The organism is Mycobacterium hainanense, assembly GCF_041890355.1.
GTDB lineage: Bacteria > Actinomycetota > Actinomycetes > Mycobacteriales > Mycobacteriaceae > Mycobacterium > Mycobacterium hainanense.
Genome location: NZ_CP169059.1, coordinates 2250848 through 2264626 on the forward strand (window position 1 = coordinate 2250848; position 13779 = coordinate 2264626).

At 66.9% G+C, this 13779-nt stretch carries 14 protein-coding genes; 6 read left to right on the forward strand and 8 right to left on the reverse strand.

Annotated elements, in window-relative coordinates:
• The first annotated feature begins 40 nt into the window (after positions 1-40).
• A complete protein-coding gene (locus tag ACEL92_RS10525) occupies positions 41-301 on the forward strand; it encodes an alpha/beta fold hydrolase (protein WP_374025505.1) in 261 nt (86 codons plus the stop codon).
• Positions 302-313: 12 nt separating this feature from the next.
• Complete coding sequence (locus tag ACEL92_RS10530; RefSeq protein WP_374025506.1) at positions 314-1345, forward strand: amidohydrolase family protein; 1032 nt, start codon at positions 314-316, stop codon at positions 1343-1345.
• Between the two features lie 5 nt (positions 1346-1350).
• Here ACEL92_RS10530 and ACEL92_RS10535 read toward each other — a convergent pair whose 3' ends face one another.
• The 3 genes from ACEL92_RS10535 to ACEL92_RS10545 all read right to left on the reverse strand — a co-directional run bounded on the left by ACEL92_RS10535 (position 1351) and on the right by ACEL92_RS10545 (position 4815).
• On the reverse strand, positions 1351-2256 hold the full coding sequence (locus ACEL92_RS10535; protein ID WP_374025507.1) for a haloalkane dehalogenase: 906 nt from the start codon (positions 2254-2256) through the stop codon (positions 1351-1353).
• A gap of 255 nt (positions 2257-2511) precedes the next feature.
• Positions 2512-3711: a MalY/PatB family protein gene (locus ACEL92_RS10540; protein ID WP_374025508.1), complete on the reverse strand. Its 1200-nt coding sequence runs from the start codon at positions 3709-3711 to the stop codon at positions 2512-2514.
• Positions 3712-3720: 9 nt separating this feature from the next.
• A complete protein-coding gene (locus ACEL92_RS10545; protein WP_374025509.1) occupies positions 3721-4815 on the reverse strand; it encodes a dihydrodipicolinate reductase in 1095 nt (364 codons plus the stop codon).
• 249 nt (positions 4816-5064) lie between these two features.
• Between ACEL92_RS10545 and ACEL92_RS10550 the strand changes: the two genes are divergently transcribed.
• Positions 5065-6039 (forward strand): LLM class flavin-dependent oxidoreductase, encoded by a 975-nt coding sequence (locus ACEL92_RS10550; RefSeq protein WP_374025510.1) that lies wholly within the window; start codon positions 5065-5067, stop codon positions 6037-6039.
• A gap of 73 nt (positions 6040-6112) precedes the next feature.
• On the opposite strand, the gene ACEL92_RS10555 is transcribed toward ACEL92_RS10550, so the two are convergent.
• Both ACEL92_RS10555 and ACEL92_RS10560 read right to left on the reverse strand, forming a co-directional pair.
• The gene (locus tag ACEL92_RS10555; protein ID WP_374025511.1) at positions 6113-6886 is read right to left on the reverse strand and encodes a spirocyclase AveC family protein; all 774 of its coding nucleotides are present in this window, start codon (positions 6884-6886) and stop codon (positions 6113-6115) included.
• On the reverse strand, positions 6883-7005 hold the full coding sequence (locus ACEL92_RS10560; protein WP_374025512.1) for a hypothetical protein: 123 nt from the start codon (positions 7003-7005) through the stop codon (positions 6883-6885). Before ACEL92_RS10560 ends, ACEL92_RS10555 begins: the two co-directional genes overlap by 4 nt.
• Positions 7006-7089: 84 nt before the next feature.
• Here ACEL92_RS10560 and ACEL92_RS10565 point away from each other — a divergent pair, with 84 nt between their 5' ends.
• Both ACEL92_RS10565 and ACEL92_RS10570 read left to right on the forward strand, forming a co-directional pair.
• Positions 7090-7743 (forward strand): TetR/AcrR family transcriptional regulator, encoded by a 654-nt coding sequence (locus ACEL92_RS10565; RefSeq protein WP_374025513.1) that lies wholly within the window; start codon positions 7090-7092, stop codon positions 7741-7743.
• Positions 7744-7758: 15 nt separating this feature from the next.
• Positions 7759-8961, forward strand: a complete 1203-nt coding sequence (locus ACEL92_RS10570; protein ID WP_374025514.1) for a cytochrome P450 — start codon at positions 7759-7761, stop codon at positions 8959-8961.
• Positions 8962-9051: 90 nt separating this feature from the next.
• Here the strand turns inward: ACEL92_RS10570 and ACEL92_RS10575 are convergent, their stop codons facing one another.
• The 3 genes from ACEL92_RS10575 to ACEL92_RS10585 all read right to left on the reverse strand — a co-directional run bounded on the left by ACEL92_RS10575 (position 9052) and on the right by ACEL92_RS10585 (position 12000).
• Positions 9052-10038, reverse strand: a complete 987-nt coding sequence (locus ACEL92_RS10575) for an alpha/beta fold hydrolase (protein ID WP_374025515.1) — start codon at positions 10036-10038, stop codon at positions 9052-9054.
• 82 nt (positions 10039-10120) lie between these two features.
• A complete protein-coding gene (locus ACEL92_RS10580; protein WP_374025516.1) occupies positions 10121-10615 on the reverse strand; it encodes a lipoprotein LpqH in 495 nt (164 codons plus the stop codon).
• Positions 10616-10713: 98 nt separating this feature from the next.
• Positions 10714-12000 carry a glycosyltransferase gene (locus ACEL92_RS10585; protein ID WP_374025517.1) on the reverse strand — a complete coding sequence of 429 codons (1287 nt, stop codon included), beginning with the start codon at positions 11998-12000 and terminating at the stop codon, positions 10714-10716.
• Between the two features lie 307 nt (positions 12001-12307).
• Between ACEL92_RS10585 and ACEL92_RS10590 the strand changes: the two genes are divergently transcribed.
• On the forward strand, positions 12308-13777 hold the full coding sequence (locus ACEL92_RS10590; protein ID WP_374025518.1) for a cytochrome P450: 1470 nt from the start codon (positions 12308-12310) through the stop codon (positions 13775-13777).
• Positions 13778-13779: the final 2 nt, after the last annotated feature.

Here is a 13779-nt window from a genome sequence, read left to right on the forward strand (position 1 = left end):
TGGTCACTTCCCGGGTCAGATTCGCGACTACGTTTGAGAGATGCTGACGAGTTCTCCGGGTGAGCGGTTTCGGCTGGCCTACGAACGTCAGGGGACCGGCGGGCGCCCGGTGATACTGCTGCTTGCGTGGCCCGGTGACCACACGGACTACCGCCACGTTGTCCCATTGGTGGGCAAGGGTTTCCACGTTGTAGTTCCTGACTGCGGGTTCGGCACCCAGTTCAAGGCGGGCGCCGCGTCGCTGCTACACAACGAGGATGTGGTGCCCGCGCTGGCAGGTGCGGGCATTCCCGATCACTGATCGAAGGGAGCAATGTTGCGGATCGACACCCACCATCACGCCATCCCGCCGTTCTATCGAGAACTCTTGCGCAAGAAGGGATTCGACGAAGCGGTCGGCCGCGAGGTGCCGCAGTGGAGCCCCGAGGGATCGTTGCGAACCATGGGCGAACTGGACGTCGCCACCGCGATCCTGTCGGTGTCGACGCCGGGCACCGCGTTCCTGCCGGCCGCAGCCGACGCCGCCGCGCTCGCGCGTGACCTCAACGATTACCTTGCCGGGCTCGCCGCGTCCCGGCCCGACCGGTTCGGTTTCTTCGCGACCATCCCCATGCCGCACCTCAGCGAGTCCGTCGACGAGATCGCGAGATCGCTCGACGAGCTGGGCGCCGACGGCGTCGTCCTGCTCGCCAACGGCGCCGGGACCTACCTCGGCCTGCCCAACCAGGAGAAGCTGTTCGCCGCGCTCGAGGCGCGTTCGGCGGTGGTGTTCATCCACCCCGGCGAACTGCCCGGGCCCGCGGTCGATGGCGTTCCACCGTTCGCGGCCGACTTCCTGCTCGACACCACGCGCGCGGCGTATCTGCTTGTGCGCAACGGCATTTGCCGCAGGTATCCCAACATCAGGTTCATCCTGAGCCATGCGGGCGGGTTCGTGCCGTACGCCGCGCACCGCATGGCCCTCGCCATCATGGCCGACACCGGGCGCAGCCTGGCGGACACCCTCGACGACTTCGCGGGCTTCTACTTCGACACGGCGTTGTCCTCCAGCGCCGCGGCGCTGCCCAGCCTGCTCGCCTTCGCCAGGCCCGGGCACGTCACCTTCGGCTCCGACTGGCCCTTCGCGCCCGCGGCGGCCGCCAAGCTGTTCGCCGCAGGGTTGGAGACCTATCCGGGGCTCGACGGGCGCGCCCGAGGGGCGATCGAGCGCGGCAACGCGCTGGCGCTGTTCCCGCGGCTGGGGGCGGCCCCGCAGCCACAGTCGGGCTCGGCGCTCGACCAGATCAGGCACGTCGCGAGCAGAGCGGTCATGCGGGGCGTCGTGCGGCTCGTCAACACCCGCTGAGGAGGTCAGCGCAGCGCCTGCTGCCACGACAGAATGCGTTCGGCCAGTTCGGGTCCGGAGTCTTCCTGGATGAAATGACTGGCATTGATGCGGGCGTGCGGCTGGCCCGCCGCGCCGGGGATGTGCTTGATCAGGGGACGGTCCGCCTGGCCGAGGATCGGATCGCGGGACCCGAAAATGGCGAGGCAGGGTTTCTCCCATTGGCCCAGGGCCTTCCACGCGGCTCTGTTGGCGGGGATCGCCGGATCGTCCGGTGAGGTCGGCACCAACTGCGGGAAGGCCCGGGCGCCGGCCTGGTAGGTCTTGTCGGGGAATGGCGCGTCATACCCGGCGCGCACCCTGGCGGAAACTCGGCGTACGGTCCCCACCGCGACGATGCGGCCGGCGGGCAGCACGGGGGAGTAGCGCGCGAACGCGCGCCAGGCGTAGAAGGCGGGCGGGGTGGGTCGCTCCGCGGTCGGCAAGAAGCCATTGGCCACCACGAGCCGTGCGATGCGGTCACCCTGTTCGGCGGCGATGCGCAGCCCGATCAGCGACCCCCAGTCCTGCACGAACAGCGTCACGTCCTTGAGGTTCAGCCGTTCGAACCACGACGTCACCCATTCGACGTGCCGCTGATAGGTGTAATCCCCGACCCGGGCGGGCTTGTCGGAGCGGCCGAAGCCGACCAGGTCGGGCGCGAGCACGCGGTTCCCGGCGTCGGCCAGCGGCTGGATCATCGTCCGGTACAGGTAGCTCCAGGTGGGCTCCCCGTGCAGCAGCACGATCGGCGGCCCGTCGTCGGGGCCCTCGTCCAGAAAGTGCATGCGGAGCGGCTGGGTGTCGCTTGCCGCGACGTCAACGTAATTCGCTACGAACGGATAGTCCTCCAGGTTTTCGAATCGGGAGTCCGGGGTTCGTAGCACATGCATATTCAGCTCCTCCGGTGGCCGGGCGCCTCTGCTAGCCTCTCGCGACAACGCGAGTTCGTCTAGTGGAAGATTTCATCGGGCTCGACGTCTGGTGGACATTAAACTGGCCTGTTCGTGGCGATTCGGCGCGCGGTCCCTGCTCATCGCGGACATCAGCGGCCCACGAGGCGACGATGAAGCCGGAGTTGGGCTTGGCTTCAAGGAACCCACCGCGGGTTTCCGCGACCTGGGCCGCGGCGCCGAAGAGATTTCCGCCTAGCGGGCGTCGGCGAGGGCCCGGCCCATCCGTGACACGGCCTCGGTGAGGATGGCCCGCGACGTCGCGAAGTTCAACCTGACGTGGCCGGTGCCGCCGGTTCCGAAGACGTGGCCGGAACTGAGCGCCACCCGAGCGTGATCGAGGAACCAGCGGGCGGGCCCGGACAGGTCGGCGACCACCGCCGGCCCCGCGGCCGCCTCTTCGGCGAATCCGAGCTCCCGGCAATCCAGCCAGGCGAGGTAAGTTCCCTGCGGCCGTTGATAGTTCACGCCCGGTAGGTGCTGAGCCACCAGATCACTGAGCAAGGTTCGGTTTTCGTCCAGGCCGCGCAGCAGTGCGTCGAGCCAATCGCCGCCGGTTCGGAACGCCTCGGTATGGGCGATGACGCCGAAGTGGCTCGGTCCGTGACTGACCTCCTCGGGCATCCGGTGCAGGTCGGCGACCGCCTCCGGTCCTGCGATGGCCAGCGCCGCCTTGAGCCCGGACAGGTTCCAGGCCTTGGAGGCGGACGTCAGGGCGAAGGCGTTCTCCGCGCCGGGCACCGTCAGGAATGGGATGAACCGCGCGCCCGGCAGGACGACGGGCGCGTGAATCTCGTCCGACACCACCCGGACACCGAACCGGCGGGCCAGCTCGGCGACGGCACCGAGTTCCTCGGCCGTGTGCACCGTCCCGGTCGGGTTGTGCGGATTGCACAGCAGGTACGCGGCTCTCCCGCCCGTCGCGCGGGCGCGGTCGAATGCTTGCGCCAGGGCGTCGGGATCGATTCGGCCCCCTTCGCCCAGTGGCGCCTCGATGATCCGGCGCCCGTCGTGCGACACGAACGCGTAGAACGGCGCATACACCGGCGGGTTGACGATCACGGCGTCGCCCCGGTCGGTGACCAAGCGCAGCAGCTCGACGGCGCCGAGCATGACGTCCGGGACGATTGCCGTGTGGCCGACCTCCACGTCGTTCCATTGCCAACGGCGCGAGGCGAATTCACTGACCGCTTCGGCGAACGCGGTGCCGCACGGGTATCCGGTGTCACCGATGTCGATGGCCCGGCGCAGGGCGTCGGCCACGGTAGGGGCGAGGCTGACGTCCATCTCGGCGACCCACAGCGGCAGCACGTCGTCCGGGTGCGCGCGCCACTTCATGCTGGTGCGCAGTCGTAGCTGTGGCAGCGTGAGTTCCTCGAGTGGGTTCGACGTCACTCGGGCAGACTAAGTGGCGAACGCGTGCTTTGGAATCGTGAGGGGCAGGTCGACCGAACTCAGCAGCCCGGGTTCCGCGGCAACGACATACGGCACGGCGTTGACCACGCGCATCGCGGTGGCGACCATCGCGCCGGCGCCGGAGGTCATTCCTGCCACCCCGGCCTTGCGCGGATCCTTGAGCGTAGCCGCGAGGGTGCAATCGATGTCGGGGTCGCCGCTGATCATCACCCGGTAGGACAGGTCCCCGATGCCCGTCGGCCAGTCCGGGGCGACGTCGTGGGCGAGCCGGGTGACGTGCTCGATGACGATGGCCTCGCGACCGTCGACCACGCCGATCGCCCGCATGCGCAGCGCGCCGCAGGTTCCCGCCTCGACCGTGCCCATCGCGACGTCCAGCGTTCGGTTGGTGACTGCGCGGTCGAAATATTCGCGGACCTCTTGGATTTCGACGCCGAGTGCGTCGGCAACCAACCGGATCTGGCCCTGCCATTCGCCGGCGATCGCGCCCGGAAAGCCGATCCACGGCTGGTAGTCGAGCGGCCGGCCGAAACCCAATGCATCGCTCATGATGTCGGGGACGCCGTAGTCGTCGTACAGGCCGATCTCGAACGCGTGGATCTTTTCGATGAACGACGACTGGGTCGACAACACCAGCGGCAGGTAATCGGCGGCGAAGCCGGGCTCGATTCCCGACGCGTACAGCGAGACCTGGCCCTGCTTGGCCGCGGCGACCAGCTGGTCGCGCCACTCCGCGGGTTCGTAGGCGTGCGGGTTGACCAGCCTGGTGGTGCTGGTCGTGACGACGTTGATGCCGGACTCGAGCAGCCGGACGTAGTCAGGGACGGCCAGCGCATCGCGCTCCGGGCCGCTCGCGGCGTAGATGACGCAGTCGGGCTTCAGGCCGATCAGTGCGTCCGCATCGGTGGTGGCGGCCAGACCGATCGGCTCGCCGTTGGCGAGTTCGCCCGCGTCTGCGCCGTCCTTCTCCGGCGAGTGCACCCACACGCCGACCAAGTCCAAGTCTGGGCGGCGCTGAATGGTCCGGATGGCGATCGACCCGATGCCGCCCGTCGCCCACACCACCACGCGGTGAGCCGTCATGTCGTCCTCCTCGGTGGCATGCGTGCGATGAAAGCTGAGGCGGCCGTTGCCCTTACGCCGGCGGGCAGTCGGTATCGCTCAAGGTTCGATTCGGAAGCTAACAGCGCGGGGCCGTGCGGTCAAGGGTTTAAGAGAGCGCGCACTATCTTAGAGAACAAATCTTAGGTTGCGCCACGGCATGTTGCTCGGCAGCATTCGGCTGAGCGCGTAGCGTACGTCGCACAACGATTAGGTCAGCTAGGAGTCGCTTTGTTTACACTGCGCTTCGATATGCGTGCCCCGTCATGGGGCGCGCCACCCGCCGCCCTGTATGCCGCGGTACCCGAAATGTGCTCCTGGGCAGAGCAACATGGCGGTCTGGCCGCCGTGCTCTGTGAGCACCACGGGTCCGAGGACGGCTACCTGCCGTCTCCGCTGATCCTGGCGCCGGCCATCGCGGCGCGCACCCAGCGGTTGCCGATGAACCTGATCCTGATCCTGCCGTTCTACGACCCGGTCCGGCTGGCCGAGGACATGGCGGTCCTCGACATCGTCAGCGGCGGTCGCGCCTCCTACACGCTCGCCCTCGGCTACCGGCCCGAGGAGTTCGAGCACTTCGGGCTGGAAATAAGCAAGCGCGGTCGCCTTGCCGATGAGAAGCTGGGACTGTTGCGCCGGCTGCTCGCCGGCGAAACGGTTGATCACGACGGACGCCGGATTAAGGTGACGCCGGCCCCGCTCACCGAGGGCGGCCCATCGATGATGTGGGGCGGGGGAACGTTGGCCGCTGCGCGCCGGGCCGGCAGGTATGGCCTGGGCATGCTGGGCAACGCCAACGCACCGGGCATGCAGGAGGCGTACGAGGAGGCCTGCCGCGCGCACGGCCATCAGCCCGGGCCGACGATGTTTCCCAGCCGCGACACGCCCTCTGTCGTGTTCGTTGCCGACGACGTGGATGGGGCGTGGAAGGAGATCGGCGAGCACCTGCTGCACGACGTGCGTACCTACGCCGCGTGGAACCCCGGTGACGAGACGACGGCCGGCTTCTCGCACGTGAACACCGTGGACGAGTTACGTGAGAAGCCCGGCTCACACATCATCATCTCCGTGCCGGAAGCGGTTTCGCGGGTCCGCGCGGGTCAGGTGCTCAACCTGTCGCCGTTGTGCGGCGGGCTGCCGCCGGAGGTCGCGTGGCAGTACCTCAAGCGCGTGGGCGAGGTGGTGCTGCCCGAGGCTCTGGGCTGACTTCGCCGAACGTCGAGTTGTCGAGCTGAATTCCGCACTTCGGCCCAACAACCCGACGCTGGGCGTCGCAACCCTATTCGGGCTGGTTCGGCACGCCCGGGAACAGTTGTTCGGTCGGTCCCGCCGTCACCCAACCGCCCAGATTCGTCACCAGGTGCGGCGCGAAAACCGCGCCGTAAAGCACGTTTCCGATAACAATCACCGCAGCGACGGACAGCAGCGACGCACTCAGGCGGCTCTTCGACTTGTTGTCGGCCCACAGCTCGATGACGTTTCGTCCCTGCGAGTCGGTGCGGCCGAGCAGATAGGTGAAGACCATCATCTGGATCGCCATCGCGAGTGAGTCGTAGAGCGGGTACTGATGCGCGGTTCCCTCGCGGATCGCCAGCCCGGGGATAACCCTGCCGTAGTAGAAGACGCCGAGCTTGGCGCCCAGGAACCCGTTGAAAAAGAGCGCCCAGCAGAAGCCGACGACTAGGCCGACCACTAATAATGTTGGCGGCCTGCGCCATCCGAACCGTGCGCTCAGCCATCGCCCGAGCGCCGTGCCCGTCACGGCCGGCAGCACGAAATACGAGATGTAGCCGATGGGGACGAACAGGGGCAGTCCGCCCCACGTCACGTTCAGCGGCCACCAGGACGGCATGCGTGGGATGGCTGGTGGGAACTGCGCGTACATCGCCCAGTCGTAGGGGGCCTCGATCCACGAGAACGAGATCGCCGAAATGCACAACAGCAGCAGCGGGTGCAGGCGGCGCTGGCGAACGCTCAGGAACACGCCGAGGGCGGTGAACGCGATGCCGCCGACGAGCGCGAAGCCGCTGGCCGCCTGCATCACGGGCGTCATCTGGGAAGTCCCCGGTCATCCCCCGGGGTGCGGCGCGCCTGCGGGTCGAAGCGCAGCACCAGCCCGAAGATCAGGGCGATCAACCCGAACAACGTGCCCAGCATGATGACAGCGCCCACCGTCGCACCCCTTTCAACACTCGACTCGTTAGATAGTGCACACTATCCTAAAGGCAGTCAACCACCCGGACAGGAGCAACGACCATGCCCCAGGGGCCACCCACGAAGCGCGGCGCACCGGCCGGGGCGTCGCGCCGGCCCCGCGGTGCCCCGCGGGGATTGCTGCTCGACGCGGCGCGGGCCCGCTTCGCCCGCCAGGACTACCGCAGCACGACGACGCGTGAAATCGCCCAGGCCGCAGGCGTTACCGAGCACCTGCTGTTTCGGCACTTCGGTTCGAAGGCGGCCCTGTTCCGGGAGGCGCTGGTCCTACCCTTCACCACCTTCGTCGACGAGTTCGGCCGAACCTGGCAGTCGGTGGTCCCCGAGGAAACGGACGAGAAGGAGCTGGCGCGGCACTTCGTCGGGCAGCTCTACGACGTGTTCGTCGAACACCGGGGCCTGCTGTTGACGCTGATGGCGTCGGAGGCGCTCAGCGAGGAGGAAAAGGCCGACGCGGGCATCGCGGAGGTCAGGCAGGCGATCCGGGCGCTCGGTCAGATCAGCGCGGAGGGTATGCACCTGCGGGGCCTGCGGTCGGACCATCCCGACCTGCCCGCGCACTCGACGGTGGCGATGATCGCCGGCATGGCCGCGTTGCGCTCCGCCTATTTCGGCGCCAGGCCGCCGTCGCGAGAGGTCATCGTCGAAGAACTGGTCCAGGCGATCCTGCACGGCTTCCTGCACCGAAACGACTGAGCGAAGGGATTGAGAATGTCAGGCACCAGCGTGGTCGACTTGTACTACGACCCGTTCGACTCCGATATCGACGACAACCCGTACCCGGTGTGGAAGCGCATGCGCGACGAAGCGCCGCTCTACTACAACGAGAAGTACAACTTCTACGCGTTGAGCCGCTACGAGGACGTGGCGCGCGAACTGCCGAACTGGCAGACCTACCGGTCCGGTCGCGGGACCACGGCCGACATCCTGTTCGCCAATATCGAAGTCCCGCCGGGCATTCTGTTGTTCGAGGATCCTCCGCTGCACGACCTGCACCGCCGCCTGCTGTCCCGGGTGTTCACGCCGCGGCGCATGCTGGCTGTCGAGGACCTGGTCCGCGGCTTCTGCGTGCGGGAGCTGGATCCGTTGGTCGGCGCCGGCGGGTTCGATTTCATCGCCGACCTCGGGGCGATGATGCCGATGCGGACTATCGGGTACCTGCTGGGCATCCCCGAACAGGATCAGGAAAAGATCCGCGATCGGGGCGGGGCGAACCTCGAGTTGTCCGAGGAGCGCGACCCCGCCGCGGTGAATGCGAAGTTGTTCGAGGAGAGCATGGTCGTGTTCGCCGAGTACATCGAGTGGCGGGCCGATCACCCGTCCGATGACCTGATGACCGACCTGCTGCGGGCCAAGATCGACGAGCCGGACGGCACGCGGCGGCCCTTGTCGCGCACCGAGGTGTTGGCCTACACGGCCATGATTGCCGGCGCCGGGAACGAGACCACCGCGCGGCTGATCGGTTACATGGGGCAGCTGCTGTCGGATCATCCGGATCAGCGACGCGAACTCGTCGCGAATCCGTCCTTGATCCCCGGCGCCGTCGAGGAGACTCTGCGTTACGAGCCGCCATCGCCGGTGCAGGCCCGGTATGTCGCGCGGGACGCCGAGCTCTATGGCACCTTCGTGCCCGAAGGCTCATACATGTTGCTGCTCAACGGTTCCGCCAACCGCGACGAGCGCCACTTCGACGACCCGGATCGCTATGACATCCACCGCCAGGGCGCCCACCTGAGTTTCGGGCAGGGCCTGCACTTCTGCCTCGGCTCGGCGCTGGCCCGGATGGAAGGCCGGGTGGCTCTCGAAGAGGTCCTCAAGCGCTGGCCCGACTGGGAAGTCGACTACGCCAACGCCCAGCGTGCGCACACCGCAAGCGTGCGCGGATGGGCGCGTCTACCCGTCGTCACGGGCTGACCGCTCGTCGCTGACCGCGAGCGTCACACCAGCGTGACACTGGTGGTCGAGCGTCACGCTGGCGTGACGCTCGGCGGAGAAGGCAAGCTATTAAGCGCTTTGGTCGATCAACACCGCGCCGTCGGGCTGGTTGCCGAGCGTCTGCAACGGGATGTCTCCGCCCTGAGCGGTGAGACGAACGATCTGGGCCAGCTGCCCCGGGGCGTCGCATTGCAGGTAGTGATCGGCGCCGGGGACCACCCAGTAGCGGTTACGGCCGGGCTTGGTCTTCAGATACGCCTGCCAGACATGGTTGGCGACGCGCAGCGGCGCGACGTTGTCGTGCAACCCCCACACCACGGTGGTGTCGATCGGACTCTTGGAAAGCGCTTCCAGCCAACCTGTTTCGTCCGCGGCGCGCTCGTTGAGGTATTGGATGGTGTCGGGCAGCACGCGGATTCCATCGTTGTGGGCGAAGCACTTCGCCAACGCTGCGATCTCGGGGTCGTCCAGGTTTCGCCGCGGCATGAAGGTGCTGGCTCCCAGGCCGGCGGCCAGCATCTCCGGCGTCGTCGCCGCCGCGGTGGGCCGCCCGGTCGCGGGATCGAGCAGCGCGGTCTGGAAGACGGTGAGGTTGGCCAGCGGCAGGTAGATGTTGGCGTTCGTCACGATGAGGTCGACCGGTACGGCCGGCGGATCCAGGGCCGCCAGCATCTCCACCGCGATCATGCCGACGCTGCTGCCACGGTCATGGGTGAGCATGCGGTAGCCGGTCAGGTTCCACACCTGCGTGATCGCGTACACGAGCAGGCGAGCGTCGTCGTAGAGCGAATAGACGTACGGCTCAGCCGGTTTGTCCGACAGGCCGTAACCCGGAAAGTCCAGCAGGTAGATGTCGAACTCCGACCCCAGTTCGCCGGCCAGGGCGAAAAAGTCGATGCTCGACGTCGGGAAGCCGTGCACGAGCACCAGGGCGGGCGCCCCGGGTGTGCCGCAGCGGCGACTGAACACCGCGACCTCGTGCCCGTCGTTGACGGCGGTCGTCGACCGCCAACGCAGTTCCGTATCGCCGCTTTGCCACTCCGCGAAGATGTCCAAGCTGCCAGCATCGCAGAGGGGGTCGCGGCAGACAACCACTTCGCTACGGAAGGTGACGACGACCCTGTCCGCGGCGCCGCGATCACGGGCAGGTGACGTGCACCCCGAAAGTCACCGGGCGCGTGCCGCTTTGGCCCGGGGTCGACGCCTGGCCGGTCCCGGTGATCGTGTAACTCTTGCCCTGCTTGGTCGCCTGGACCTGATTGGCCGACTTGGTGGCCTGATAGGGGAGTTGGTACTGGCCGGTTGCCAGCGTCAGCGACAGCGCGAATCCGTCCACCGTGGGTGGGTTCTCGTCCGAGACGGCCAGCGACACCGAAGCCGTATCGTCGTGTACGCCGATCCGGGTGGTGAGATCGCCCGATTCCGGCGGCGACGCATCCGGTTGCGCCGCCGAACTGCTGCACTCGACTCGCGCGGTCATGGTGTGCTTGTTTCCGTCGATCATGACGGTCGTGGTCGGTGAAGCCGGGCTGGAACTGGGGGCGGGCGCCGGCTGCGCGGCCTTGCCGGAACAGCCGGACAGATCGGCGGCCAACACGATGCCAGCGGCCGTGAGGATGTATCGATTCGTCATCTCACTCCTATGTCAGCGAGGACTATAGGTCCCATTCCTTTCGGGAAGGTCTCGTCTCGCTGGCGACCAGTCGACTGTCGGGTTTATCGGACAGTGGGTCAGTATGAGCCAACACGCCTCAAGCGTGCGAAGTTTTCGACGAGGTCGGCGGCCCGGCCAACGCTCTCGGCGGGTTTGGTCATCTGGCTGGCTAGCTCACGGGCTCGGTGAACGTAGTCGGGGGCCAGGATCTGGCGCAGGTCGGCGACCAGCGTCTCGACGGTAGTTGCCGAAAAGCGCCGGGCACTACCCACCTTCAGTCGTTTGAGCTGAGCGCCCCACATCGGCTGATCGGGCAACGTCCAGAGGATGAGCGTTGGGATTCCGGCGCGCAGGCCTGCTGCCGTGGTGCCCGCACCGCCGTGATGGACAGCCGCACGGCAGCGGGGAAAGGCCGTCGCGAAATTCACCGCTCCCACCACCTTGACGTGGTCGAAATGTGGGAGATCGCTGGAATCCGCCCAGCCGGAGCAAACCAACGCCCGCTCGCCCAACTGCTCGCAGGCGGCGCTGATCATGCCGACCGTGTCGGCGAGTGATTCGAGGGCGGAGCACGCCGGCATGCTGCCAAAACTGAAGCAAATCGGCGGTGTGCCTGCGGCGATCCACGAAGCGACGGCATCATCGGCATCCGCCGTCAGCTCCATCGTCAGCGCACCGACAAAAGGACGTCGCCCATCCCACGCCGCCCATTCGACGGCCAACCCGGGGAAGCAAACCTCGTCGTAGGCCTGAATTTCCAGGGATCCGCGTTCGGCGATCCGCCGCGGCGTGGGGCCTGTTGCCTTCGGCAGGCCCAGTTTCCGGCGCTCCGCGCAATCGGCCTTCTTCATCATGCGCCAGACGAGCCACTCGCACACCGTCGTTCCGGATCGGATCAACCGCGCCGGCAGGATCGGAACGAGTTGGCCGTTCGCACGCGCCGGAAAGTAATGCAGCGTGGCCAACGGAATGTCGTAATATTCCGCGACGTTGGCGGCGGGCTGCTCGAAAACCAGGCCGGTGAATAGCAAGTCGGCCCCGTCCGCCAGAGACGTCAGCGTCGTGCTCAGCTCGCTCCGGCACCGCATAGCCAGCTCCCGAGCTTGGCGCCACAACGTGATCAGGCTTCGGATCCGCCAGAAGCCGTCGAATAAACATGCCCAAAAGTTGCGCAGCGCTTCCACGCAAGCCTCGGTATCCAGCCCATACGCGACCGCCGTAAGCCCAGTCGACTCGACGAAACCAACCATGTCGGGCGGGACTGCCATGTGCACGTCGTGCCCTCTGCGCAGCAGCTCACGGCCGACGGCGGCGCAGGGCTCCACATCGCCGCGACTCCCCCAGCTCGCAAGCACAAATTTCATTGCGTGTCCTCGCGTATCACTTCCGGTGCGCGGTTGTGCGAAATGAAGTGGGCGCCACGGGCGCCGCATCCCCGGCTCGGCCCAGCAGTTTAACGTGAAGACCCTCATGACCGCGTGCTGCGGCGCATTCTTGCTGGTCAGGAGCGTGCGTAGGGGCCTCGATCCATCCCGCCGAGTGTGCTTGCACTGCGAGCAGCGTCGGCTTCACATACGGTGAACAAACGGCGAACGGCGCGCGTGCAAGGATGCGCGCCGGTAGCCTTGCACACTGTCGTAATCTCACCACCTGACATCGGGGGAGCCGCTGATGGGGACAGCATCCGGTTCCCAAGCAGCACAGGATTGGGCACCGCACGGGCAGTGCCCCTTCCATGGCAGCACGTCAAACTCTGCGCGTCCCACATACGACGCGACCGCGCCGACTGACGGGCTCGCGAATCGGCGCGTGCCAACTCGGCGTGGCTATCCCGCGGCCGCAACGATGCGGCGTGACGCACAGCTCGCACGGGCGTGCGCGCCCATGGTGGCGAAGGCACTTGCGGCCGCCGCAGGGAAGGCCAGGTCGAGACGGGCCGGCAACCCTGACCCGAAGCATGTGCAATTCACCGAGTTTGACCCGCTGAACCCCGCGATAGCCCGCGACCCGTACCCGCATTACCGAAAGCTTTTGGCGGGCGAGCGGGTGCAGTACAACCCCAAACGCGACGTCTACATCTTGAGTCGACACGCCGACGTCCGCGAGGCTGCCCGTAACCATGACGCGTTGTCCAGCGCCCGAGGAGTGACCTTCTCACAGGGATCGCCCCCTTTCCTCCCCACGTCCGATCCGCCCGTGCACACCGGGATGCGTAAGCAGCTGGCGCCGGGCTTGACGCGCGGCGCGCTGGAGGCCTGGCGCCCGACGGTCAACCACCTTGCCCGGGAGTTGGTCGGCGGGCTGGTGGCACAGCAAACCGCGGACGTCGTCTCCGCCGTGGCCACACCGATGGCGATGCGCACCATCACCAACGTTCTCGGTGTAGCGGGCGGCGACGAGGCCGCTTTCCGCCGTTTGTCCAACCGGGCGATTTGCATCACCGACGTCAATCTGTCGGGTCCGGGCCTGATTTCGTTGGTGCGGGGGTTCGCCGGATTTCGGCAATTGCGTGCGCTCTTCACCCATCGGCGTGACAACGGGTTACTGAGCGAGTCCACCATTCTCGGGCAGCTCGTCGAGCACGCCGAGCACGGTCGGCTCAGCGACAGCGAATTGTCCTTGTTTGCCGTGTTGTTGCTGGTTGCAGGATATGAGACCACGGCGAATATGATCAGTACCTTGTTTCTCACGCTGGCCGACTTCCCAGACCAATTCAGGCTTCTTGCGCAGCGACCAGATCTGATCCCGTCGGCGATCGAGGAGCAACTTCGATTCATGTCGCCGGTCCAAAACGTTTGCCGCACAACGCGCATCGACTACACCATCGGCGATGTCGTCATCCCGGCAGGCTCCCTGGTGATGCTTGCGTGGGCCGCAGCCAATCGTGACCCGCGGCAATACGACGATCCCGATGTGTTTCGCGCCGACCGCAATCCGACCGGGAATCTCGCATTCGGCTCGGGTATCCACTCGTGTCCCGGGAGCCAGCTGGCGCGGATGGAAGGCCAGGCGGTGCTGGGCGAGATCGTCGCCAACATCGACCGGATAGAGGTGCTCGGCCCGCCGGAGTGGACGACCAATGCCAACCTTCGTGGCCTGACCCGGCTACGGATCGCCGTGACGCCTCGCCAAACCGTATAGCG

Coding starts and splice junctions, on each gene's coding strand:
- ACEL92_RS10565 (WP_374025513.1), top strand. CDS start 7,090: ATGCCCCAGGGGCCACCCACGAAGCGCGGCGCACCGGCCGGGGCGTCG.
- ACEL92_RS10555 (WP_374025511.1), bottom strand. CDS start 6,886: ATGACGCCCGTGATGCAGGCGGCCAGCGGCTTCGCGCTCGTCGGCGGC.
- ACEL92_RS10570 (WP_374025514.1), top strand. CDS start 7,759: ATGTCAGGCACCAGCGTGGTCGACTTGTACTACGACCCGTTCGACTCC.
- ACEL92_RS10585 (WP_374025517.1), bottom strand. CDS start 12,000: ATGAAATTTGTGCTTGCGAGCTGGGGGAGTCGCGGCGATGTGGAGCCC.
- ACEL92_RS10530 (WP_374025506.1), top strand. CDS start 314: ATGTTGCGGATCGACACCCACCATCACGCCATCCCGCCGTTCTATCGA.
- ACEL92_RS10590 (WP_374025518.1), top strand. CDS start 12,308: ATGGGGACAGCATCCGGTTCCCAAGCAGCACAGGATTGGGCACCGCAC.
- ACEL92_RS10580 (WP_374025516.1), bottom strand. CDS start 10,615: ATGACGAATCGATACATCCTCACGGCCGCTGGCATCGTGTTGGCCGCC.
- ACEL92_RS10545 (WP_374025509.1), bottom strand. CDS start 4,815: ATGACGGCTCACCGCGTGGTGGTGTGGGCGACGGGCGGCATCGGGTCG.
- ACEL92_RS10535 (WP_374025507.1), bottom strand. CDS start 2,256: ATGCATGTGCTACGAACCCCGGACTCCCGATTCGAAAACCTGGAGGAC.
- ACEL92_RS10525 (WP_374025505.1), top strand. CDS start 41: ATGCTGACGAGTTCTCCGGGTGAGCGGTTTCGGCTGGCCTACGAACGT.